General features: G+C 39.9%; 21 protein-coding genes and 1 riboswitch. Of the genes, 10 read left to right on the top strand and 11 right to left on the bottom strand.

What is annotated here, in order from left to right; all coding sequences use genetic code 11:
* The first annotated feature begins 111 nt into the window (after positions 1-111).
* On the top strand, positions 112-1119 hold the full coding sequence (locus G4Y78_RS09880; protein ID WP_163832861.1) for a DUF2235 domain-containing protein: 1008 nt from the start codon (positions 112-114) through the stop codon (positions 1117-1119).
* Positions 1120-1181: 62 nt separating this feature from the next.
* Here the strand turns inward: G4Y78_RS09880 and G4Y78_RS09875 are convergent, their stop codons facing one another.
* Together G4Y78_RS09875 and G4Y78_RS09870 are read right to left on the bottom strand one after the other, a co-directional pair.
* Positions 1182-3023, bottom strand: a complete 1842-nt coding sequence (locus G4Y78_RS09875; protein WP_163832860.1) for a M4 family metallopeptidase — start codon at positions 3021-3023, stop codon at positions 1182-1184.
* 547 nt (positions 3024-3570) lie between these two features.
* A complete protein-coding gene (locus tag G4Y78_RS09870) occupies positions 3571-4353 on the bottom strand; it encodes a substrate-binding periplasmic protein (protein ID WP_222937676.1) in 783 nt (260 codons plus the stop codon).
* Positions 4354-4639: 286 nt separating this feature from the next.
* Here G4Y78_RS09870 and G4Y78_RS09865 point away from each other — a divergent pair, with 286 nt between their 5' ends.
* On the top strand, positions 4640-5530 hold the full coding sequence (locus G4Y78_RS09865; RefSeq protein ID WP_163832858.1) for an ABC transporter substrate-binding protein: 891 nt from the start codon (positions 4640-4642) through the stop codon (positions 5528-5530).
* Here G4Y78_RS09865 and thiH read toward each other — a convergent pair.
* From thiH to thiC, 4 genes are read right to left on the bottom strand one after another with little or no spacing between them, the layout of a single operon-like run.
* Positions 5527-6642, bottom strand: coding sequence for a 2-iminoacetate synthase ThiH (gene thiH / locus G4Y78_RS09860; protein ID WP_163832857.1), 1116 nt, complete (start codon positions 6640-6642; stop codon positions 5527-5529). The two genes, G4Y78_RS09865 and thiH, sit on opposite strands and share 4 nt — an antisense overlap.
* Positions 6639-7409 (bottom strand): thiazole synthase, encoded by a 771-nt coding sequence (locus G4Y78_RS09855; RefSeq protein WP_163832856.1) that lies wholly within the window; start codon positions 7407-7409, stop codon positions 6639-6641. Before G4Y78_RS09855 ends, thiH begins: the two co-directional genes overlap by 4 nt.
* 3 nt (positions 7410-7412) lie before the next feature.
* Entirely contained in the window at positions 7413-7619 is a 207-nt protein-coding gene (gene thiS / locus G4Y78_RS09850) for a sulfur carrier protein ThiS (RefSeq protein ID WP_222937675.1), read from the bottom strand.
* A gap of 2 nt (positions 7620-7621) precedes the next feature.
* Positions 7622-9553, bottom strand: a complete 1932-nt coding sequence (gene thiC / locus G4Y78_RS09845) for a phosphomethylpyrimidine synthase ThiC (RefSeq protein WP_163832855.1) — start codon at positions 9551-9553, stop codon at positions 7622-7624.
* Positions 9554-9688: 135 nt separating this feature from the next.
* A riboswitch (TPP riboswitch) is annotated at positions 9689-9811 on the bottom strand.
* A gap of 54 nt (positions 9812-9865) precedes the next feature.
* Between thiC and G4Y78_RS09840 the strand changes: the two genes are divergently transcribed.
* The gene (locus G4Y78_RS09840) at positions 9866-10120 is read left to right on the top strand and encodes a hypothetical protein (protein ID WP_163832854.1); all 255 of its coding nucleotides are present in this window, start codon (positions 9866-9868) and stop codon (positions 10118-10120) included.
* 89 nt (positions 10121-10209) lie between these two features.
* Positions 10210-10983: a substrate-binding periplasmic protein gene (locus G4Y78_RS09835; protein WP_163832853.1), complete on the top strand. Its 774-nt coding sequence runs from the start codon at positions 10210-10212 to the stop codon at positions 10981-10983.
* A 240-nt stretch (positions 10984-11223) separates the two neighbouring features.
* Here the strand turns inward: G4Y78_RS09835 and G4Y78_RS09830 are convergent, their stop codons facing one another.
* Genes G4Y78_RS09830 through G4Y78_RS09820 form a run of 3 tightly spaced genes read right to left on the bottom strand, consistent with a single transcriptional unit; the run spans position 11224 to position 15010 of the window.
* Entirely contained in the window at positions 11224-13326 is a 2103-nt protein-coding gene (locus G4Y78_RS09830) for a GldG family protein (RefSeq protein ID WP_163832852.1), read from the bottom strand.
* An 11-nt stretch (positions 13327-13337) separates the two neighbouring features.
* Positions 13338-14069, bottom strand: coding sequence for an ABC transporter permease subunit (locus G4Y78_RS09825; protein WP_163832851.1), 732 nt, complete (start codon positions 14067-14069; stop codon positions 13338-13340).
* Positions 14069-15010, bottom strand: a complete 942-nt coding sequence (locus tag G4Y78_RS09820) for an ABC transporter ATP-binding protein (RefSeq protein ID WP_163832850.1) — start codon at positions 15008-15010, stop codon at positions 14069-14071. Before G4Y78_RS09820 ends, G4Y78_RS09825 begins: the two co-directional genes overlap by 1 nt.
* 315 nt (positions 15011-15325) lie before the next feature.
* On the opposite strand from G4Y78_RS09820, the gene G4Y78_RS09815 reads away from it, so the two are divergent.
* Positions 15326-15820 (top strand): CBS domain-containing protein, encoded by a 495-nt coding sequence (locus G4Y78_RS09815; protein WP_163832849.1) that lies wholly within the window; start codon positions 15326-15328, stop codon positions 15818-15820.
* Here the strand turns inward: G4Y78_RS09815 and G4Y78_RS09810 are convergent.
* A complete protein-coding gene (locus G4Y78_RS09810) occupies positions 15817-16800 on the bottom strand; it encodes a pentapeptide repeat-containing protein (protein WP_163832848.1) in 984 nt (327 codons plus the stop codon). The two genes, G4Y78_RS09815 and G4Y78_RS09810, sit on opposite strands and share 4 nt — an antisense overlap.
* A 259-nt stretch (positions 16801-17059) precedes the next feature.
* Here G4Y78_RS09810 and G4Y78_RS09805 point away from each other — a divergent pair, with 259 nt between their 5' ends.
* The 3 genes from G4Y78_RS09805 to G4Y78_RS09795 all read left to right on the top strand — a co-directional run bounded on the left by G4Y78_RS09805 (position 17060) and on the right by G4Y78_RS09795 (position 19850).
* A complete protein-coding gene (locus tag G4Y78_RS09805; RefSeq protein WP_163832847.1) occupies positions 17060-17554 on the top strand; it encodes an aminoacyl-tRNA deacylase in 495 nt (164 codons plus the stop codon).
* Positions 17555-17578: 24 nt separating this feature from the next.
* A complete protein-coding gene (locus G4Y78_RS09800; RefSeq protein WP_163832846.1) occupies positions 17579-18223 on the top strand; it encodes a class II aldolase/adducin family protein in 645 nt (214 codons plus the stop codon).
* An 82-nt stretch (positions 18224-18305) separates the two neighbouring features.
* Positions 18306-19850 carry a hypothetical protein gene (locus tag G4Y78_RS09795; protein ID WP_163832845.1) on the top strand — a complete coding sequence of 515 codons (1545 nt, stop codon included), beginning with the start codon at positions 18306-18308 and terminating at the stop codon, positions 19848-19850.
* Between the two features lie 49 nt (positions 19851-19899).
* Here the strand turns inward: G4Y78_RS09795 and G4Y78_RS09790 are convergent, their stop codons facing one another.
* Complete coding sequence (locus tag G4Y78_RS09790; protein WP_163832844.1) at positions 19900-20505, bottom strand: hypothetical protein; 606 nt, start codon at positions 20503-20505, stop codon at positions 19900-19902.
* Positions 20506-20988: 483 nt separating this feature from the next.
* Here G4Y78_RS09790 and G4Y78_RS09785 point away from each other — a divergent pair, with 483 nt between their 5' ends.
* Both G4Y78_RS09785 and G4Y78_RS09780 read left to right on the top strand, forming a co-directional pair.
* A complete protein-coding gene (locus tag G4Y78_RS09785; RefSeq protein ID WP_163832843.1) occupies positions 20989-22095 on the top strand; it encodes an efflux RND transporter periplasmic adaptor subunit in 1107 nt (368 codons plus the stop codon).
* An 8-nt stretch (positions 22096-22103) separates the two neighbouring features.
* Entirely contained in the window at positions 22104-25232 is a 3129-nt protein-coding gene (locus G4Y78_RS09780) for an efflux RND transporter permease subunit (RefSeq protein WP_163832842.1), read from the top strand.
* Positions 25233-25291 lie beyond the last annotated feature (59 nt).

The raw sequence follows: 25291 nt of genomic DNA, 5'->3' as shown, positions 1-25291 counted from the left end.
AGTTAGCAGAAATATCTTGCTTCTGTTGCAATTCCATAGCATTACCTCCTTGATAAAATGCTATTTGCACAGGTACTCTAGAGAAACACGAAAAAAGTCAAAGGATGACCTATGAGCAAAAACATTGTGCTTTGTTTTGATGGTACCTGGAATCGACCTGATGATCCAGATGAAGAGTCAAGCCAGGAGACGAATGTACGACTCTTTTACGAACTGTTGGTTAATCAACCATCTTCAACAAGCCAACAAATAGCCTTTTACGATGAAGGGGTTGGCTGTCACTGGTACGATCGTATTCGTGGGGGTATTTCAGGGTTTGGGTTAACTAAAAACATTCTTGAAGGTTATTATCATCTATGTAGCAATTATCAACCTGAAGATAAAGTAGCACTTATCGGTTTTAGTCGCGGTGCTTTTACTGCCAGATCATTAGCAGGATTAATTTACAGTTGTGGTTTAATTCCTAGACAACAATTATCTGAAAATACCATCGAAGAGTCCTGGGAAGTCTATAAACAAGCCACTAAACCAGAGCGTCAAGTGTATAAAGCAAAGCATCATCAGTGCCCTGTTGAAATGATCGGGGTATGGGATACCGTCGGTTCACTTGGTATTCCCATTGGTTTGTTGAAAAAAATTTCAGATAAATTGGTACAATTTCACGACACTCGACTAAACCGGGAAGTCAAGGCAGCTTATCATGCCCTTGCTATAGATGAGCAACGTTCGACTTTTGATCCCACACTTTGGGATGATACTCAACCTTACCCAAACCAAACGGTCGAGCAAGTCTGGTTTGCTGGTGTGCATGCTGATGTTGGTGGTGGTTATCAAAATAAGCATCATTCAAATATCAGCCTGGCCTGGATGATAAATAAAGCAAAATGTCATCATTTACAGTTTAAAGAGCCACATTTGCCTTTAGCTTATGATGTTAGCCAGCCGCATCATGAATCTTATCATCTTCTCTTTGGCAGGAAAAAGCGCCGTGTTGCTAGTACGACAGATAGAGTACACCTAACTGTGCAGGAAAAGCTGAATACCAGAGCAGAATATACCCCATTAGCATTAGTTGATCGGAAACCTGGGGGACTAACCCCTTACCATATGGTGGAATAACAAAAAGGCATCTGAATTCATTTCATTCAGATGCCTAGTGGGTAGGTGTGATATTTTATTGGTTATTTATAAGTTGCTTTTAAAGTAACTCCTTTATAGCTAGAGTAACCTCTTATCATAATATGATATTTACCTGATGCTGGCATACTAAAGTTACAAACCTCATCATTACCCCACTGATATGGACGACAGTCATAGTTGGTTCTGGTTGGTTTGCCATTGCGTAGCACATACATGTCAGCATCACCGGAACCACCTGACATTTGAACTTTCAAGGATGATTGACCTGATGGTACATTGATAAAGAAGAATTTCTCACTGCCATAATTTCCTGCCAATCCTGTTACAGGCACACCGTTCTTTAACTCGCCGTCAGTTGGATCTGGACCTGGGTCATCATCACAAGCATTGACACCCACTGTTTTAAATGCAGCAACTACATCTTTTTCACTATACCCCAAGTCTTTACTGGCTTTCTTAACCCCACAACCACCTTCATCAAAGGTTGAGTTTTTAGTCCAGTAGGTTTGGTTAGCTAATACAAATGCACGGAAAGCTTTTTCTGTATTCCAACCATCTTTGTTAGAAAGAATATAGAATGCACGGTTAAATACACCGGAACTATAATGTACATTTAGTCCATCATAATAATCATCAGCATGACCTATAGAACGACCATCTTTCGTTGGGTCTTCAAAATATCTTAACGCTTTACCAACAGCACCTTTAAAAATACTACCTCCAACTAGCCAGTCGTTGCGCATGCCTGCTGGCCGGTCTTTATTCATATAATACTCTGAAGCTTCACCAGCAATATCAGAGAAAGCTTCATTCATACCACCTGACTGGTTACGATAAGCCAACCCAGAATTTTGTTCCGTAAAACCATGACTGACTTCATGCGCAACCACGTCTAAGCTAACCAAAGGATAAAAACGGCTGGCACCATCACCAAAAGTCATTTGGCTACCGTCCCAAAAAGCATTTTCATAATTATTACTATAATGCACCCGTAGTTTTAATTTAAATGTTAGGGGGGCTGAGTTAAACCAGTCTTTGAACATATCAAATACGACATTACCAAAGTAATGCGCATCATTTAACGGAGAATAAGCCCCATTGATTTCTTTATGGGTATTTTCATAACAACTAAATTTGTGAATGCTACCACCAGATGTAGAATGATTAAGATCAATAGTGGCTACATTAGGGCTATCCATACTACAGTCGTTACCATTGACAGTGACATCTAACTTGCCATAATCCCTACCATAGTAGTATTTTCCTGTTTTTTCATTACCACCAGGACCAGTGCCAACTTTATCATGCGCTAAGCCATCCCACTGGTCAATAACACTACCGTCAGCTGCATCCATTATCACAAAAGGCCGACTAATTTTATCCCCCTCTACCACGAAGGATATTTCATAAATAAGCCGGGCCGTACCCGCTTCATCTTGCATAACATAAAGTTTGGCTTGCTCATCACGGGTAACCTGACTGTCGTTAACATTCAGTGTAACCTTCGCATTAAATATCGCTTCATTCTCATCAAAAGCTGCAATGGCTGAAGGCACATCATTAGTGACATTATCCAGTAATGTTCCACTAATATTGCTATATACCCCCATTACAGAACGGTCAGCTGCTATTACAACATTCCACACTGGAATATTTTGATAGTATTGTTGAAACCTTTGCTTGATTTTCCCATTCGGTAAAACAATTGTTTTTACCGGTTCAAAATGGTAGTCAGTGTCCATTGCCAACATGGCATTAATATTATTACCGCTGTCTAAAAATGCACTTACTCCATCAATTTCTACCCGGTCAGCAGCATAAGAAGAAATAGAGAGTAAGCTAGATACTGCCACTGCAAGCGGCTTAAGATGGTATTTTTTCATTGTCTATCCCTGTTTAGATACTATGATTCCATTTCCCAAACCAGCAGAATACTGAGGGAGTTCTTAAGGCGGCCTCAAAATCGTCAATAATTTAAAGATGTACAAGACCGACTCGCAATGCAAAAAAAAATAAGTACAAACCGAACCAAAGTACAAAAAATACGCCGTATTAACGACAAAGCAAAGCAGTTAGGCTTTGCGTTATGCTGAATTCTTCATACTTTAGTATAATACTGAATAATCAGGCTGAAAATGTTCTTACGATACTAGTAAACAGAAATATAAATACCAAGAAAACAACAAATGAATTATAAAAAAATAAAAAAGCAATAATAACTTAGCACAGTCTTAACCAATTGCATTATTTTGAGGCACTATACCAGTTAAAATCTTTAGCTGTAAGGGTACAATTAATAGTTATAAAAGCGAATAATGGCAAGTATCCATTCTTCTTTTTTCTCAACCCAATCGTAAACACTGCAGCTATTTTGGTAACAAATACTTAACACGTTGTTCTTTAAGTCAATTTAAAGGTCTATAAGGGATATTACTCAACAACTAAATAAGAGCTAATAATTTTTTTATAAATCCCTTCATTTTTAATTTTTTCAAGGCTTCGCCTGAACTGATTAACTGTTTCATCGTCAGTGTCTTTATTGAATGCCATATAATACCCTTCCATAGATAAATCTGCTAAATGGTATACCTTTTTTATGGTATATTTTGGTACCAACTTTCTTTTTTTAACTAAATAATAAGCTGCTAACTCGTTCATTGGCCATAAATCAATTCGACCTCTGAGGAGTTTTGTTAAGTTTTGAGCATGATCAAAGGTTGTAAAAATTTCCTTCCCTTTGACAAACCCTCTATCAACTAAAAACTGCTCTCTTACATCATTTACTACTGTACCCAAAGTATATTGTTTGACATCCTCTAGAGAGTTTAAAGAAATATCATTTCTATTATGCAGCGAGAATATATAAAACTTAGCAGGTGCAATTACCCCTACCCACTTAAATAATTTCTTACGCTTAGCATTTCTACCAATTGAAAAAATTAATGTATTTTTTTCCTTAAGTGCCTTTTGATAAGTTCTTAGCCAAGGGTATAGCCTTATCGGCAAATGCGTTAACTTTAAATCATTCAAGACAGCTCTCACAACCTCAGTACTTATCCCTTCTACTTGACCATCGACAGAAATGCTGTAAGGAGGAAAGTATTCAGTAACAATTTGAATATGCTCACTAGCAATACAAAGTGATGAAATGATAAAAAAACAACTAGCGACTATAAATAGCTTAATCTGTTTCAAAGATAAATACTTCATCATCTAAAGTTAGCACGCAAAAACTGTTCCAAAAATTAACTCTCTTCCAGGAGTTTGCAATAATAACTTTTGAGTTAATTCATAATGGCTATAACTCACTATAGATGAGGAATAGGCTTGAATAGCAACACATTATCAAAGCTCCTCTTACAGAAAAAACACTTATCTATACTTAACTATACATCGTAAAGGCAAATGGTATACCCAGATGATAGCTAAGTTGACAACTTTAACTCTGCTTCTTTTTTGCTTATCATGCGTTGCAGCTAACAAACGAGTTAATATTTTGATGGTTTTGTGGCGCGGTGATACACCTGCTGAAATTGGCTTCAAGCAACAGTTAACCAGCTATGGTTATGACACTTGGTATACTGTTTTTGATGCAAAGCAAAACAGAGAAAATTTAGTGTGGTTTATTCAGTCTGAAATCAACCCCAACCTTAAACTCTACGACTATATCTATACTTTTGGCACCACTGTTTCTGTACTAGTAAAGCAAAAACAAATAACGAATATACCTCAATTATTTATGGTTGTTTCTGATCCAGTTAAAGCTGGATTAGTTGAATCGTTAACTCAACCTGTTGGCGGAAATATTATTGGAACTACCAGTACTATCTCTTTATATAAGCAACTTTATAATGCAAAAAAACTACTTGATTTCACCAAAATTGGGTTTTTATTTAACCCAAGAGAGTTAAACTCTAAGCATATAGCAGATAAACTATTTAATTTACAAGCAGAATTAGGGTTTGAAGTAAAGCGTTTTAGGATTAAGCCAGACAAAAAGGCCACTATTGAGGACTTTAATGTCATCATGGAAAAAATTGCTAAAGCAGATATTGGCACTGTTTATTTATCCAGCGACAGCTTTTTACTATCAAAGCGAAAGTTATTAACCAAAGCTCTCCTCAACCATAAACTTAAATCTATTGCCTCTGAAGAAGCATTTGTATCAGATGGTGCATTACTAGGCACTGTTGCTAGTTATGAGAAACTTGGTCAAAGAGTTGCTGACGTTATCCACAAACATAAACAAGGAGACAAAATTGCTAATATGCAAGTAATAACACCTCAATATGTTAAATTTATTATTAATGCAAACACTCTCAGGCAACTAAATATCAAAACCAACCTTAACAAGCTCGAAAATGTAGTTTTCATTGGTGGCTCAAATTAACAGTTTAAACTTCTATCCCAATCCTTCCACACCACTTCAAAACCCTTTTGTTTAATAATTGCTGCCATTACTGCTGGGCTTCTTTCGTCAGATATTTCAAACTGTTCCAATGCCTGTTTGCTATCTTCCGCATAGCCTCCTGGCTGGGTGCTGGAGCCTGCACTTAAACTGGTGATACCTAATGGCAATATATTATTGCGAAAATAGGCTGATTCTCGGGTTGAAAGTGATAATTCTACATCTGGATTAAATAGCCGATAAGCACAAATTAATTGTACCAACTGTCGGTCTGTCATGATTGAGGTCGGTTGAAATTCTCCTGCACAAGGACGCAACCTTGGAAAGGAAATAGAATATTTGGTTTTCCAATAAGTACGTTGTAAATAATCCAAATGAACGGCTACATGATAACAGTCCGTACGCCAGTCATCTAAACCAATCAGTGCACCAAGACCTATTTTATGAACACCTGCTGCACCTAATCGATCAGTCGTTTCAATCCGGTAACGAAAATCCTGCTTTTTCCCTTTTAAATGGTGCTGGGCATAAGTAATAGGATTATAGGTTTCTTGATAGACTAAAACGGCATCCACCCCCAAATTAATTAACTCTTCATATTCATGTTGATCCAATGGCTGCACTTCCATCGAAATATGGGAAAATGCTTGTTTTAACTGTGGTAGCACTTTGCGAAAATATGCCATTCCCACTCGATGTTCCGATTCACCCGTTACAATCAAAACATGGTCAAACCCCATTTTTTTAATGGCAATAATCTCAGCCTCTAATTGCTCCTTATTCAATGTGGTACGGCGGATTTTGTTATGGATAGAAAAACCACAATAGCTGCATATATTGGAACACAAGTTTGATAAATACAGTGGAATATACATCTGCATTGTATTACCAAATCGCTGCCGGGTAAGCTGAATACTCCGTTGGGCCATTTGTTCCAAATAGGGTTCAGCCGCGGGTGAAATTAACGCTTGAAAATCATCAAGCGCTAATCGCTGGCGGGACAATGCCCGCTCAACATCTGCCGTGGTTTTACTGACAATGGCGATTCGGCTTTCATCCCAGTTAATCGTTTGCAGCTGGTCGTAAAAACTCATACCGCCTCTTCTAAAAATGCAGTTAATGGGCTGGAAGCAATGGCGTGTTGCTGTGGTGTAGCGAGTCCAGTTTCAAATGCCATCCGCCCTGCTTCTACTGCTAAAGCAAAAGCACGACTCATGGCGACAGGATCAACAGCAACGGCCATTGCCGTATTAACCAACACGGCATCCGCTCCCATTTCCATGGCAGCAGCTGCATGACTAGGTGCACCTAAACCCGCATCAACAATTACTGGCACAGTGGACTGCTCAATTATTATTTCCAAAAATTCCTGGGTTTTTAGTCCTTTATTAGAACCAATGGGTGAACCTAATGGCATCACTGCAGCCGTACCCACCTCTTCCAGTCGTTTACATAACACAGGGTCTGCATGAATATAAGGCAGAACAACAAATCTTTCTTTCACAAGTATTTCCGCTGCTGTTAACGTTTCAATTGGATCCGGTAATAAATAACGTGGGTCAGGGTGAATTTCCAATTTCACCCAATTAGTTTCCAGCGCCTCTCGTGCTAATTTCGCAGCAAATACCGCTTCTTTCGCCGTACGAGCACCCGATGTATTCGGCAGTAAATTCATCCCATTGGCAATTAATGGCTGCAAAATATTATCATCTTGGTTGTCTAAATCTACTCGTTTTAAAGCCATGGTCACTAATTCAGAACCTGAAGCCTGCAACGCAGCCACCATGGTGGATTTATCATTAAATTTTCCCGTCCCGGTAAATAACCGGGATTTAAATACTTTATCTGCGATTGTTAACATGGTTTATCCACCCGCAATGGCTTTAAATAACACCACCTGATCATTTGCCTGAAGGAAATATTGCGGCCATTGGCTACGGCAAATAATGTGGTTATTAATTGCTACAGCCACACCTTTCGCCGGTTGATTAAGCCGTATTAGTAATTCTACAACCGTACAAGGAGCCTCCACTTGATGAAGCTGATCATTAACGGTAATACTCAATCCCATGATCAATCATTCCCAACAGGTAGCTGATATATTTCTGCGCCACTGGCTTTAAATTCAGCCGACTTCTGTCGCATACCTAACTCTGCATCCAGCTCAATTTCTTCATCAAGTAATTGGATTTTTATACCTTTGCGCTCTTGCTCTGCTGCATAATCACGCACATCTTGGGATATTTTCATTGAACAGAATTTCGGACCACACATGGAACAAAAGTGCGCCACTTTACCCGATTCCTGTGGCAAAGTTTCATCATGAAATGCACGAGCGGTATCAGGATCCAACGCTAAATTAAATTGATCTTCCCAGCGAAATTCAAAGCGAGCTTTAGACATCGCATTATCGCGAATTTGTGCACCTGGATGACCTTTGGCTAAATCTGCTGCATGCGCTGCAATTTTATAAGTCACCATTCCCGTTTTAACATCTTCTTTGTTGGGCAGCCCTAAATGTTCTTTTGGGGTGACATAACACAGCATGGCACAACCATACCAGCCAATTAACGCTGCTCCTATGCCCGACGTAATATGATCATAGCCAGGCGCAATATCCGTTACTAATGGCCCTAATGTATAAAAAGGGGCTTCATGACAATGCTCCAATTGTAGGTCCATATTTTCTTTAACCATGTGCATAGGAATATGCCCAGGACCTTCAATAATGACTTGCACATCATGCTGCCAGGCAATTTTGGTGAGCTCGCCTAACGTTTTTAATTCCGCAAATTGTGCTTCGTCATTAGCATCTGCCACCGAACCTGGACGTAACCCGTCGCCTAATGACAGGGATACATCATAAGCTTTACAAATTTCACAAATTTCTTCGAAATGAGTGTAGGCAAAGTTTTCTTGATGGTGTGACAAACACCATTTGGCCATAATCGAACCACCTCGAGATACAATACCTGTTACCCGTTTGGCTGTCATTGGCACATAACGCAATAATACCCCAGCGTGAATGGTGAAATAATCCACTCCTTGTTCGGCCTGCTCAATTAAGGTATCGCGAAAAACTTCCCAACTCAGTTCTTCAGCTATACCTTTGACTTTTTCTAAAGCCTGATAAATAGGCACAGTACCAATAGGTACTGGAGAATTACGTAAAATCCATTCCCGTGTTTCATGAATATTGCGACCAGTAGATAAATCCATTACCGTATCGGCTCCCCAACGGGTAGCCCAAACCAGTTTTTCTACTTCTTCTTCAATGGATGAAGTCACAGCAGAATTGCCAATATTAGCGTTAACTTTCACCAGAAAATTGCGACCAATAATCATTGGCTCTGCTTCCGGATGATTAATATTGGCAGGAATAATTGCCCGTCCTTCAGCGACTTCTTTACGGACAAACTCCGGCGTAATGTTGTCTGGTAGGTTTGCTCCAAAGTGTTGACCAAGGTGCTGTTGCTTCAACAGATCACTACGCACCCGCTCACGTCCCATATTTTCCCGAATGGCAATATATTCCATCTCAGGGGTAACCATTCCCCGGCGAGCATAGTGCATCTGCGTTACATTAGCACCTAGCTTAGCCCGCAATGGCTTGGGTAAATGCTCAAAGCGCAAATGATCCAAACCATCATCCGCTAAACGTTGTTGCGCATAACGAGAAGTCACACTATCCAACTCATCGGTATCATTGCGTGCAGCTATCCAGTTTTTCCGTAACGCTGGCAACCCCTTATGTACATCTATTGTCACTGCGGGGTCTGTATAAGGACCAGAGGTGTCGTATACAGGTACTGGTTCATTTGGCTCATATTTAGGGTGGGTCTTAGAGCCTCCCACTAATGTATCAGCCAAATGAATTTGCCGCATTGCCACCTGAATATCACCACGGCTACCAGTGATGTAGATTTTTTCTGAATTGGGGAACGGCTGACTACTCAGGTTTTCAATAAAATCCTGAGCTTTTTGTTGATTTTCTCTTCTAGACATAAGCACTCACACCCAACTTGCCAATTAGTGGTCCAATAACGTTTGTGATTGCTTGTCGTGAGTAAACCGATGGAGAGTAACAAATAGACTAACTCGAATGCACCACTAAACACAGAAAATTTTGTAGTACGACACGTCAAGGTTACTCTTGCTTCCCTTCGCTGGTACTAACCAGATCAGGTTCCACGGATCCCGCAACTGCAGTCTCAGCCAACAAGATGAAATCACTCACCCCTGCTGGCACTCCGACAAGATGGCCCAAGTATAGGTAATTTGTTGGTCAATGTTCAAGAGTGAATAAAATTTAAGCCTATGCGCCATGCCCATCTTAGCTATGCTATTAATTACAGCCAAAGCGAATGGGGTAATGCCTGTAGTATGTTTATTCGCGTAACAATCAGAAATAAAGTGTATGAAATTCATGAAGGTGCATTTGCCTCTGATCCTGAGCTTACCCCTAAAATGTTTTTCAACCAGGAACAAATTCGAGACTTTTATAAAAGCTGTTTAGACGCTAACAGCCTCATCGAAACCCAATATGGAAAAGCTGATTTTAAAGTGTACTAGGTTGGACCGAAGAAGCAGTGTGTTATTCCAACAAACTACAAACCAGAAATTTCACCCTGAAGACCCTGTGGAACTATAATACTACACTAATGCAAAATATTGTTTTCTGTTTAGTTGCTATTTTATTAACACTACCAAAGTCATTAGGAGATGAAAAAAGCCAAACCACCTCTTCCAATAAACTCATCAGGTTATCATCAGGTGAGTGGCCTCCATATGTATCAAATGAAATTGAAGGTGAAGGTGTTTTTACAAAAATTACAGTTAAATCATTTAATCTGATGGGATATACTGTGATAATAAAATACTATCCTTGGAAACGGAGTTATTTTTTAGCCGCAAGTGGTAAACTTGATGGCTCACTGGCTTGGGCACCAACGCCAGATAGGACCAAGGATTTTTTCTTTAGCGACCCAGTAAGCTTTTCTACCAAGGTATTCTTTCACCTTAATTCATTCAGATTTAACTGGAATAAACTACAAGACATCAAAAACTTACGTACTATTGCCACAAAGCAATATACTTATGGCGAAGAATTTGATCAAGCTGCAAAACTAAACAAAATTAATATTATCTACTCTAATAGTGATGAGCAAAAGCTAAACATGTTACTAGCCGGTAGAGCAGACTTAGTTCCTTTAGAGAAACTGGTAGGATTATACTTACTAAAATATAAAATAGGTGAGCCCAGAGCTTCCAGAGTTATTTTTCACGAAAAACCTTTACAAAACACCCCTATCTGTGTAGTGATTTCCAAAAAAATTGATCCAAATAGAGCAAAAACTTTACTCAATGATTTTAATGCAGGGTTAGCTAAACTAAGAGAAAGCGGTGAATATGATATAATAATGAAAGAGCTATAATAAAATTTGTTAATGGCTCAACTAAAACCTGAAACTAACTTCAACCTGACCTTACAAATATTTAACAAACTCTAATATTCAAACTTTAAGCATCCATTATATCCAAATCTCAACATAACTTAATAAATGACAAACCGTTTTTACCACAAATAACTCTCTGCATTATAGATAATGAATGGTTCCTGAGATTATAAAAAAGCCCGACAATGCCGGGCTTTTTTATAACTTTAAACCTTTTAATCAAGCCGTAACGTACTGTCGTTTATTTGCAGCAAGCCGGGAAATGATGAGTAATACAGTCAAGAGTAAAGGTAATAAGAAAATATTTAATATTTTAATATTCTCCCCTAATGCTTCTATATCTTGCCCTAGTTTATGTTGAACATCGCGTAATTCTTTACGAATAGCCAACTTATCCTTCTGGAACTGTTCAATTTCCTGTTGCTGTTCTTGGCTTAAAGATAATTGATCTTCTCCTTGTTTTTGTTGCTGCAGCTCTGCTAATTTTGACTCCGTTTCGTTGAGCCGTTGTAGTAGTTCCTGCTCTTTTACCCGGAACTTGTCTTCAGCTTCTTTTTCAATTTCATCCACTACACTGAAAGGACGTGAAAATTGGCCACGGCTACGAATACTGATTAAGTCAGCATTACCCACCATATTGTCAACTGCATTGACAAAAAATGCTCCGTTATTGGCAAAAGGTTGCGCAATTCGTTGTCCAAAAAATGTCCTCACACTCACCCATAACATGTCTGCAAGCATATCAGTGTCTGCTACTACGACAACATTAATGTCCTGTTTTGATTCAGTAATAGGTTCAAGCAATGGTTTTTTTGGTTCTTCTTCAAGCCCTTCTTTTGCTGCTTCTACGTTAACTGTATTCTCTTCGCTCTCATCGTCAACAGCTGCCGTACTTTCTGGTTCATCTGTTGCTGGACCCACTTGTTCAGAACCTACTGGCGGTGGTGTTTGCTCAACTAAACCTTCTTCACCTGTTATTTCCTCTTCATTGCTGTCAGTTGCTGCTTCATTTTCCTTATCCATTGCAGTCCCTGGTGCAACCTTTTCTTCCTCAGACTTTTTCTCAGGACGACCATCTGGAAAAGCAGTTTTAACTGGCCCTTGAATACGAGCAGCCAGGGTATAGCGTTCACCTGTCGGCTTAAAATTATCGTAAAGCTTTTTAGGATCTGTAGTCATCGCAAATTTACTGGCATCCATTAACATGGCTTCAGTGCTTGATTGAATAAGAGGCACAAAACTCGTTGAGGATCCTTCCACCGCTTTTATTGTACCAGCTGTAGCCATATTAATTTGCTCTAATTCAGCCATAACCACTTCTTCTGAATTAAATGCGGGCTGTTTCAAGCCTAAAATACCTAAATGACGAACAGGACGTTTACCTGCACCCTGGCTAATGGACAAAGCAAAACCACTATCAGCAACTACTTTTTTAGAGTCCATTTTAACGCCCCAGGCTGAAAATAATTTTTCCAGGTTAGAGCTTTTTGGCCCCATCGCCATCATCATACCACCACCTGTATCCTGACCAGCTAATGGGTCAACAAATATTAAAGTATTGCCTCCACGCAATACATATTGGTCAATGGCAAATTGCATGTCATCACTTAAGCTTTTAGGATGAATAATAACAAGCAAATCAAAATCATCACTGATTTCAACTGTATCATCTTCTAGTCGCTCAACCTCAAACAATTGATCAAGCTGACTCACCGCCATCCAAGGATCCGTAGGTTGTCGAGTGGCCATATTGTAGCCACCGTCAACTTGCAAACCAGCAACTAAGGCTACTTTTGGCTTTTTAGTTTGACTAGCTGCAAAAATGATTTTACTAATGTCATATTCTAAAAAGTTTTCTCTATCTGGCTGAAAAAAGTCAATGGTTTGTTCACCATTTGATTTACCTTTAGCCACCAAACCAAAATAGAGTTCAGTTCCCCCCAAATTGACAGGTACTGCTTGCAGCCCAGCTCCAGATGCTTTGTCCTCTTCTTCTGAAAAAGGTTCTGGGTCAACCACTTCTAGTGTGAGCTTACCATTGGCTAACTCTGCATATTCTTCCAATAATTCATGTACTCGTTTGGCATAAGTTCGCCAAAAAGGTAAATCCTCACTGGCCTTATTGGTAAAATAAAACGTAAGTGTAACTGGCTCTTGCAAATTAGCCAGCATATTACGGGTTCCATCAGACAAGGTATATAAATTATCTTCGGTTAAATCCACCCGTAAACTTTTAAATAGATTGTTCAACAGCATTACACTGATTAATACAACAGCAGCCAACCCAATGAGGCCAGCACCAGAGAATAATCGCTTAGTCATTTGCCACCTCTTTAGTTAGCTTTCTTCATATCAATTACAACTGCTGTTGCCATTAACCAAGCAGCAATCATAATAAAAAAGAACATCAGATCACGGATATCTAATACTCCTTTTTTAATTGAGTTAAAATGGGTTAGAAAGCTAAATGAAGCTATAGTATCCACGATGGTTTGAGGTAGTTTATGGGCAAAATCCAGCACCATCGGTGAGCCTGCTACAACAAATAAAAAACACACCACTACGGTTAAAATAAAGGCAATAACCTGATTATTGGTGACTGCCGACATACAAGACCCAATAGCTAAAAAAGAACCGGCCATTAACCAACTCCCCAAATAACTACCAACAATAATGCCATTATCAGGATCGCCTAAATAATTAACCGTTATCCAAACAGGGAAAGTGAGTAATAATGCAATACCAGTAAACATCCAGGCAGCCAAGAACTTACCAATGACAGCATCACGCAAATTAATAGGCAACGTGAGTAATAGCTCTAACGTACCTGATTTGCGCTCTTCGGCCCATAGCCGCATAGCGATGGCAGGAATTAAAAATAAATACAACCACGGATGAAAATCAAAAAAAGGCAACAAGTCAGCCTGACGACGCTCAAAAAAATTGCCCAAATAAAAGGTAAAAACACTGGTTAACATTAAAAAGATGACAATAAATACATAAGCCAGTGGTGTCGCAAAGTAACTACTAAGTTCACGTCTTAAAATAATATTAATTTTACCCATCAGGCAACCTCCTCTGCCTGTTTATTGGCTGTCACATTTCTAAATACATCATCTAAACGGCCACGCTCAACAAACAGCTGCTCCACCACCCAGCCTTTTTCTTTAATAAGGTTATTAACCGCAGGGAAAACATCTTCTCCGGATTTAGGAATCAAGGTATAGCAACGATCACTGTCAGAACTTATTTCTACATCTTCGACCAGAGATAACTGCTTTAATGTATTCAAAACATCTTCACCCTGCTGTAATTGTAAAGTCACTGCATGATGATAACGAGAACGAGCTTCTAACTCTGCAGGTTTTTCATCAGCAACCAATTGTCCCTGAGCAATAATAATAGCGCGGTTGCAAACTGCACTGACTTCTTCAAGAATATGGGTAGAAATAATAACAATTTTATCTTTGGATAAATTCTTAATCAGATTGCGTACCTGGTGCTTTTGGTTAGGGTCCAGCCCATCTGTCGGCTCATCCAGAATCAATACCTTGGGATCATGTAAAATGGCTTGAGCAATACCTACCCGACGCTTGAAGCCTTTTGATAACTCCTCTATACGTCGATTAACTACTGATTTTAAAGCCAGTTGATCTACGACAGATTGTACACGCGCAGCTTTTACACCACCTTTATACCCCCTAATCTCTGCAATAAAATTTAAATATTGCAGTGGAGTCATGTCCGCATATGCAGGTGCACCTTCGGGTAAATAGCCAATCAACTCTTTGGCTTTTAAAGGCTCTTTTACAACATCATGCCCACAAACCGATACACTTCCAGCAGAAGGCGTTAAAAAACCACATATCATTTTCATGGTGGTGGATTTACCCGCACCATTAGGGCCAAGAAAGCCAAGCACTTCACCGGCGGCCACATTGAACGAGATACCATCAACAGCTTTAAAACTGCCAAAGGCTTTACTCAGATTGTCTATTTTTATCATGATCCTGCAACTTTTATCCTGCAATTGGTTTAAAAAAACTGTCGTATAGCTATCAATCAGCATAGACAGTTTAACCCACAAGATGTTTGTGCCAGGTGTTAATTAGCTAATAACCCTTGAGCACCTGACCCCAACCTATCCCGGATATATAAAAACGCTTAAATAATACCTATGTCATTATTATTGACAACTAAAAATTACCCAGTAATGAACACAAATACTGACATACTGTCAAATCGTTGCTTATTATTAACATGGGCGTACAATAACACAGCATATGTTATCTAATAGACATGGATTCAAGGAAAGAAGTCAATGAAACAATACGGCCCCGTGAGTCCGCTCCATTTCACCTGTCTCGACCATTTAGTCGCAGGGGACATAATGACTTCTCCGGTCTTTAAAGTACACGCGACCTGGACACTACCAATAACCGCTTACTTCTTATCAAAACACCACCTTTCTGGTGCACCTGTGGTTGACCATACTAATAAAATTATAGGGGTTATTACCTTTTCTGATTTAATCGCTTATTTAAATTTACCAGACCGGGCTACAAATAGAGCACTTTTTACTAATGATACTGCCACGTGCTTAGTGAGAGAAGTTATGTCAACCAATATAGTTACTGCTCCCTTACAGTCTTCTATTCGCACTATTATGACCAAAATGACCCAGTATAATATTCATCGAGTATTTATCACTGAAGCAGAGCAACTTATAGGGGTGATTAGTACTTTAGATATCATTAAGCGTTTTACGCTAGCTTCCATGGCCCATCAGCAAGAGCTTGCTAACAATATGGGTTAACGTGTCATTTTCTTCACGAACACGACCACAAACAAAGCCATGGTAAAACTACCACTAAAGGCTTCAATAGCAGCTATTGGTCTCGCCATCCCTAGTGGCGTAATATCACCATAGCCCAGAGTTGTGAAAGTCACTACACTGAAGTACAAACAACCACCGAACTGTCGTAAATTGTCCCAAAGGCTTAAGCTGGTATTTAAGCCTGTAATACCGCCATCTTCTTCAATGCCGAACAAGAAATATAAACAGGCGCACAGCGCAATCAGCGTTAAGGAAAAGGTCACTACTCTAAGTGGCTTTTCACCATAACCACAAAACAGGTCAACTGTTTTAGATAGTACCCGGTGAGGGGAAAAGGCTGGTAACTGCCTTCTGCGCATGGTCATTTCTCGGTAAAAAAACTTTCCTGCACTTTCAAAAAGGCCTTGATTTTCACAAGCTTTCCTAATATTACGGTACACCTCCTCTGCTTCTTGATACAGCATGTGCGTTTTATCCTTATCACCTTCCTTTTCTGCCTGGATAGCCTTTTTCTCCTGTAAAATTTGATCTCCCCAATTTATGTTCTCTAACTTAGCATTAGAAAAGTCAGCTCCTAGCAAATTACAGTCTTCCAAATTAGCACAATGCAAGTTGGCACCAATCAATTTTGCTTTCATTAAAGATGCCCCTTGTAGATTAATCCTAAACATATGGGCATGGGTAAGATTCGCGCGATAAAAGTCAGCATGAGACAGGTCATAGCCTGTTTTTGAACCACGATTCACCAAGTCGATATCAATCAAATTAGCTGAGCGAAGCTGAAACCCCGACATGCTATGACCAGATTTGGCAAAACGTTCCAGGCGCTCTTTAACTTCTGGCTCATCCTTGGGCTTACTGCTATCAAACCAGTAATTCAGCTCTTTCTCGATATCAAGCGCATTAGGTGATTCATTTACAGCTTCATTGACAGAGGGGTTAGGTATGGCTTGGGCCATTTGAGTTGCCTTTATATACTGCAAATTACCACTAGGCTCTTACCTGTTAACCGGTAAGGCTATGATCAAAAGTATAGACTGTTTCATCAGTAATAAGTGCAGTATTACCTAGTGCAGTCCTTAGGATACAGTTTCCAGCAATATCAAGAATAGTTAGTAAAACCTTTCCTTATAAACCATAAGAAAAAGGGCTAGCTATAATGAATGGAAGAGATGATGAATGAAATAAGGAACAGGACGTTTCAGGGAGTTTTCAACTATGGCCATGTCAGAGACCTTGAGACAATACTTTGCCAATCACCATATTCGCTATGATATGAAGTGGCATCCGTCATCAGCAACCTCTTATCAAACTGCCTTACTAGCTCATATCTCACCCATGCAAATTGCCAAGCCCGTTATTCTAAAAAATCAGTTCCAGCATTTTTTGATGGCAGTCGTACCCGCCGAGTCAAAACTACAAATACAAACCATTAACAAAATGTTGGAGCATGCTTTTCATTTGGCTAAAGAGAGTGAATTACAAGCCAGCTTTCGTGACTGTGAGCTAGGCGCTATTCCTCCGGTTGGTCAGGCTTATCACATGGATACAATCGTTGATGACAAACTGCTGGCATTGGAGGACGTTTATTTGGAAGGCGGTGATCATGAAGTGCTGATTCACCTGCAAAAACAAGACTTTGCTCAGTTAATGGAAGGACTCATGCATGATCAACTCACCCAGAGTACGCCATATAGCCTATTTTACCATTAAGTTTTTTTAGATTTACCAATCACCATGTCTGAACAGCCAACTGAAGGTGTTATCAAATATCAGCTTAGTCATCAGAAAAAAGCATTATCAAATCCACCAATTCAATTACTCAACAGCTGGCGTTTACTACTTAAAAACCTAGATATGGTGGGACAGCACCCCAACCGTTATCAAGGTTACGGTTTTGGCAACCTAAGCCAGCGTTTAACACCTTTGCCTGCTACTCACAACAACTGTTTTTTAATTACTGGAACCCAAACCGGAGGGTTGGCCCAACTCAGTGCTGCAGACTATGCAATGATAATCGAGGCAAACCCTACACAGAATCAATTGACGGCAGAAGGCTTATGCGCTCCATCTTCAGAAGCCTTAAGTCACGCCATCATCTATCAAACATTACCTCAGATAAACTTTATCTTTCATATCCATTGCCCTATTATTTGGCAATACAGCCAACAGCTTACTATCCCCTGCCTTCCGACCAACTTGGCTTATGGCACTCCAGCCATGGCGCAAGCAATTGCCAGCTTAGTGCAAGAAAAACAAGTACAATCACACGGCATTATCAGCATGTTAGGTCACGAAGATGGCTTAATAAGTTTTGGTAAAACAGCAGATGAAGCAGGTTGGCCACTAATTCACTATTGGGTATTGGCACATACAGTTTGATGAAAATAGTCAACGCCAGTTAATCTTTCAGGTATAGTACCATTGCAATAATTAGCAAAAAATAAGGTGTTATAGGCTTACAATGTTGTCTCGTTGGTTTCTTCTGGTTTTTCTGCTCACTCTCACAGGCTGTACGGCTATTAAATCACAGCCAGCTAAACCATTGACTGACCAGCAGCTCGACAGTTTGTCTTGTGAAACAGGCCTATCTCAATTACATCAACAAGTTATTCAAGCCAATGTAGCGGATGCACAGTTACACCCTATTCCTGGCACTCCTTATTTAGGCATCAATCGTTTTCTATTAAGCTTGGTTCCACAACTGACCACGCCGATTCAACAACAAGCGTGGCTTAATCAGTTGTTTGCTATCAACCAAACCAAATGGCAAGTTGAAATCACGAATTTAACGGGGCAAACCAACCACCCCTGGCATCAATACGTTAACCGTTGTTTAATTGAACAAATAAGCAAGAAGCACAATACCCCCTATTTTTTCACTCAATTAAAGCAAATGGCACCACCTAGTGAATATCAACAGTGGGCCCAAGCTATAGGGGGTTACCCTGTTACTCAGTATTTTTTAGTACCAGGAATTAAACAGTGGCATCAAGATGTACATCAACAGTTTAATAGGCCCCTCCCTGGTGCCATGCAGCTTTATAGCCCTGCTACCAGCAAAACCTCAACCAAATCAGCACAACATAAAACTCAGCCAATAGTAAAAGTAGCTAATACCTTCAATCAACAACAGCTAAAACAATGGCTAACTCAGGCAACAAAACAACACCCTCTACACTTACCACAACTGTCTACTCAACAATTAGTGAGAGCAGCAGAATATTTTGCCCCTCACTGGGCTATTCAACAGCAAGGCCTGTTTGATTTACCCGGAACACCCGTTTGGCAAAATAACCAGTGGCGCATCACCACAAAGCAAATGACTGTTTACTGGCGCCCATCCTATACCACATTACAAGGAAAGCATTTACTACAACTTAATTATTTTATTTGGTTTACAGAACGGCCCGCTAATCATTGGTTTGACATTCTAGCAGGCAGCATTGATGGGGTAATCTGGCGGGTTACACTCGATACAGATGGCATTCCTCTGCTATACGACACTATCCACTCATGTGGTTGCTATCATACCTTTATGCCTGTGTCAGACCGTTTAATAGCCAAGTCCACCAAAGGGCAATTAGAGCCGCCACTGATCATTCCACCCCCCACTCAAGTCAGTGACAATATCAAGGCTCAAGTGTCAGCTACTACTTCACAGCCTGCTATCGTTGCAATTAATAGTGTCGATCACTGGGTACTTGGGATTGGGCATTTTCCTATTTCACCTGGGCACACCTACCAACTTAAGCCATACGACAACTTACGTAGTTTACCTATTGGCCCTCAACAAAGAAAAAGCTTATTTGATAATACAGGCCTTATCAAAGGCACAGAACGGCCAGAGCGCTGGTTATTTTGGCCTTCAGGGGTACCCTCTGCTGGCACGATGCGCCAATGGGGGCGCCATGCAACGGCATTTATTGGTGAACGTTATTTTGATGATCCTGCTTTGATAGAAAAGCTGTTTTACTATCGTTCCGAGCAGATAAAACAACCAAAGTAATAGTAAGGCTGAATCTGCACAAGTAATGCGTACATAAAGTTGGGCAACCTTACCTGACGTATGCACCGCTAATCATAATATCTGAAAACCGATCTCTAATCGTGCTACAGATATCATTGCGTTCAAATTCACTAAATTCCGTGAGTGATTTTGGGTCAAACCGATGCAAATGTAGATACGGTGTTTGAGATCTAAACTCTTTCAAATCACCATTAACCAGCACGGGCAAAAATGGTGTTCCATAGCGTTTTTTGTATAACCTATCGAGAAACCCCACAGCGGTACTTAATTCTAAATGGTGATTTTTACGCTGCTTTCCAACGGGGATACTCACAATAAGCCCTTCCCTATTAATAGCCTCACCAGGAAACAAGGAAATACCCGTCTGTTTAACTGAAGTCTCACACACTCGGTTAAAAGTGTCATGAAATGCATAAGGGTTAGGTAATACAATCAGACCATTACGATCCATGCTAGACAATACGACTTCAAAATTGCTATATAATTTCGCAACGGAAGGGCTATAGACACAAAAGCCAGTAGAAACATACTGAAAAAAACCAACTGCTTTTTTCTTATTTTGTAGTGCTGATAAATCCCAATATAAATCAGGATCTTCTGGCCTGTCTGCAAGCTGTATAGGGGCTTTTTTCATTTGACTGTTCAAGTCCTTCCACTCAACTAGGCGATAATTTCACCTATTAACCCTTTTTATCAAACAGTCGCATATCATACATATAACCAACCTATTATCAATAAAAATTTCGAAATATTTAGTAAACAAAAGCAGTTGATGCACGTTGGTACAACACTTTTAAATAGCATTTTTAATAGTGTTTTTTTAGCTTAGAAGTAGTCTTTATAATAAAAAACTGTAACGACATTTGTATAGACGATTAAATATTTAAAAAACCAAAATGACAAGAAAAGAAGATTAAAAGTAGCAATAAAGTCAAGCTATATGGAAAGCAAAGGAATAATTGTTTTCCATTCACTAACGATAGTTATTGTCTACTCCATCCTGCTTAATCCTCACCGCCTTTACTTAAGTTTATTAGCAAGTCTATATCATCTATTCTCTATTGGATTAAATCAGATTAATTTATAAGGCTATTCGACAAACCAAGGATGTTACTCCATGTATTACAAAGCAGTAAGCAACATAGTTACCTTAAGCTTGCTCTTTTTGTTGTCAACCCACGCAAACTCTGCGCCTATTCCAGTCTTTACCAAGCCAGTGCACTTAGAGCCTTTTGTCGAAAAAATTGAAGCATTAGGTACTTTAAGAGCTAATGAAGCGGTCACTCTGTCCTCTACCGTCACTGAAACCATCACCGCTATTCATTTTAATGATAATCAGCGAGTTAAAGCAGGTAATGTATTAGTTGAAATGACTAATGCTGAAGAACATGCCCAACTGGAAGAAGCTCGCTCCACCTTGGAAGAAGCTAAACGACAATATGAGAGAGTCCAATCGCTGGTAAGATCTAACCTTGCCTCCAAATCACTGTTGGATCAACGGCGTGTGACTTATGAAACCGCCCAAGCTAAATTTCACGCCACCCAGTCTCGTCTGGCTGATCGCTTAATTATTGCACCTTTTAATGGAGTGGTAGGGTTACGCAATATTAGCGTTGGTTCACTGGTAACACCCGGTGATCCAATTACCACTCTTGATGATGATAGCGTAATGAAATTAGATATTACTGTGCCTGCTGTTTTTTTAGGTACATTAAAGCCAGGTCTTGAAGTCAAGGCCAAATCAAGAGAAGTAAATAACAATTTTTTTCAAGGCAAAATTATCAGCATCGATTCCCGTATCAATCCTATTACCCGATCAATTATTGTGCGTGCAGTATTACCCAATAAGCAACAACGGTTAAAGCCTGGTATGTTAATGATGGTTGAGCTACGTAAACCTGCTCAAAAAAGTTTAATGTTACCCGAAGAAGCGTTAGTACAAGAAGGTTTTAATAAATACGCCTTTGTCGTCAACACAACAAAAAAACCACCAACCGTAGAAAAACGCAAATTAATCACTGGCTCCAGACGCCCAGGCGCTATTGTCGTACAACGCGGGCTGCGGCCAGGCGAGATCGTTGTCACCCATGGAGTGATGCGATTGAATAACGGCAGCTCGGTAAAAATCTTGGCTCAACAAGCCAAAGATAATCAACCGATTACTGATCTTTTGCAACAGCAGTCCACCAACCAACAATCCGTTTCATCAGATAAACAAGAGTAACCCTAACTATGCTCCTATCTGATATTTGTATTAAACGACCTGTTTTCGCTTCCGTTATTTCTTTACTGCTCATTGCATTTGGCATCATTGCATTTGAACGATTGCCGTTACGTGAATATCCTGACATCGACTCGCCGATTGTATCAGTAGATACTCGTTATCCTGGAGCTGCTGCAAATGTCGTAGAAACCCGAATTACCCAATTAATTGAAGACCGTATTTCTGGTTTAGAAGGTATTAAATACATCGAGTCAAATAGTTCTGATGGACGCTCACAAGTCAATATAGAATTTAATTTAACTCGTGATATTGATGCTGCTGCTAATGATGTCCGTGACAGGGTGTCACGGATTTTAGATGACATCCCTCAAGAAGCAGAAATACCTGATGTACAGAAGGTTGATTCTAATGAAGACGTCATTATGTGGCTCAATTTAACTAGCGATCGTCTGTCTGTACCAGAGTTAACTGATTATGCAGAGCGCTATCTGGTTGATCGTTTTTCTATTCTCAAAGGCGTGGCCCGAGTGCGTGTTGGTGGGGGGCAGAGTTTTGCCATGCGAGTTTGGATTGATCGCGCAAAACTCGCAGCCCACAATCTCACTGTGAGTGATGTAGAAAGAGCACTGCGCTCAGAAAATGTAGAATTACCAGCTGGCAATATCGAGTCGATTAATCAAGAGTTTACCGTAAGAGTAAAACGGCTATTTCTAAATCCAGAAGATTTTAAACAGTTAGTATTATCTCGCGGTACTGACGGATACTTGGTTCGCTTAGGCGACGTTGCTACTGTAGAAAAAGGTACTACTGAATATCGTACCCTATTCCGAGGCAATGGGGAAAGTATGGTGGGCATCGGCATCACCAAACAATCCACAGCCAATACCATCGAAGTAGCTCGTGCTGCAACATTACAAGCAGATCGACTCAATAAAACCCTACCGGATGGCATGTATATTCATCAAAGCTATGACTCTTCAATATTTATTGAAGAAGCGATTAACGAAGTCTATAAAACGCTATCAATTGCAATGTCACTGGTTATTTTTACCATCTATTTATTTTTAGGTAGTGTACGTGCCATGCTAGTACCTGCTGTCACCGTCCCTATTTCGTTAATTGCTACATTTATTGTGCTAATGATTATGGGCTTTACGGTTAATTTATTAACCCTACTCGCTTTAGTATTGGCTATTGGCTTAGTGGTAGACGATGCGATTGTAGTACTAGAAAATATTCATCGCCGCATGGAGGAGTATGGCGAGCCAGCCTTAGTTGCTGCTTTTAAAGGCACACGTCAAGTGGGGTTTGCTGTTATTGCCACTACTCTGGTTTTAGTCGCTGTCTTCGCCCCTATTACCGTATTAGAAGGCGATATAGGCCGTTTATTCTCAGAGTTTGCAGTCACCATGAGTGCTGCTGTGGTTTTTTCTAGCTTAGTCGCTCTCACTTTATCCCCTGTTTTGGCATCAATGGTTTTAAAACCTACAAATGGCTCCTTTTTTCTGGTTAAAAAAGTCGATAGTTTTTTTAATTGGTTTAAAAAACACTATCACCATTGGGTCTTAGCCTGCATCAAAAAGCCGTATATAGTCATTTTATTGTTTATTGCAATGGTTGGAGTATCAGCATTTTTAGCCAATAAAATTCCTACAGAGTATGTACCAAAAGAAGATCGTGGCGCTTTTTTTATTTTGGTCAATGGCCCAGAAGGTGCCACCTATGCCTATATGAAAGAATACATGGATGAGTTAGAACGACGCTTGATGCCTTTAGAAGAAAAAGGTGAAGCCGAAAGAATATTAGTGCGCACACCAAGGGGTAGTTTTAATTCAGGAATAGTAATTATGGTGCTCAGCGAATGGAGCAAACGCCGCTCAGCCTGGAAAATTATGGGAGAAATTCGTAAAAATACGGCTGACCTCGCCGGGGTGAGGATTTATCCTATTATGCGACAAGGCATCAGAAGCCGTACAGCAAAACCCATTCAATTTGTAATTGGTGGTGGCACTTATGAGGAACTCGCCAAATGGCGTAACATTCTCTTTGCTGAAATTAATAAAGATAATCCAGGATTTGTTGGTATTGACAGTGATTACAAAGAAACCAGCCCACAAATTCACGTCATGATTAATTACAACCGTGCAGCAGAACTGGGTGTTTCTATTCAGAATATTGGCCGCACATTGGAAAGTATGCTCGCATCACGGCGCGTTACTACTTATATAGAAGATGGTGAAGAGTATGATGTGTTGGTTGAAGGAAAGCGCGATCAACAAAATAGTCCTAATGATTTAACTAATATCTATGTTAGGTCTGAACGATCTGGCCAGCTAATTCCTCTATCAAATCTGGTTAAACTGGAAGAATACGCAGGCTCGAAAACCTTAAATCGCTATAATCGTACCCGTGCCATTACTATTGATGCCAATTTAGAAGACCACTTATTACTGGGAGAAGCCCTTTCTTACCTAGAAAATCTAGTTAGAAAGCATCTACCCGATAATGCGGTTTTTGATTACAAAGGCCAATCATTGGATTACAAAAAGTCAGGTGGCGCCAGTTATTTTACCTTTGGGTTAGGCATTTTAGTAATGTTTTTAGTACTGGCGGCTCAATTCGAAAGTTATATTAACCCTTTTATCATCACGCTCACTGTACCATTGGCTATTGCTGGTGGATTAATTGGCCTAATGCTAACAGGCAATACACTCAACCTTTACAGCCAAGTTGGCTTAGTCATGTTAATTGGCCTGGCCGCTAAAAATGGCATTCTTATTGTGGAGTTTGCCAACCAAATGCGCGACCAAGGTGCAACAATAAAAGAGGCAATTACCGAAGCAGCGCAAGTTAGGTTACGCCCGATTATTATGACTAGCATTACTACCACAGCAGGCTCAATCCCATTAATTATTTCGTTTGGAGCAGGTGCTGAAACTCGTCAGGTATTAGGAATTACCTTATTTTTTGGGGTAACAGTTGCCACAGTATTTACCCTATTCGTCATCCCTGTTGCCTATAATTTACTCGCAAGATTTACCGGCGCCCCAGGAGATACAGCCCGCAAACTAGAAAAAGCATTGACAGTAAATAGCTTAAACTCCAGCATTTCAGAGAAACAAACCAAAAATGAGTAGTTAAACTGCTTAACAGTGATGGTATCTTTACTCTCTTTTTTGTTGAAATGGACAGCTAG

The organism is Spartinivicinus ruber (genome assembly GCF_011009015.1).
GTDB classification, from domain to species: Bacteria; Pseudomonadota; Gammaproteobacteria; order Pseudomonadales; family Zooshikellaceae; genus Spartinivicinus; species Spartinivicinus ruber.
This window is presented reverse-complemented; position numbering and strand designations above follow the sequence as displayed.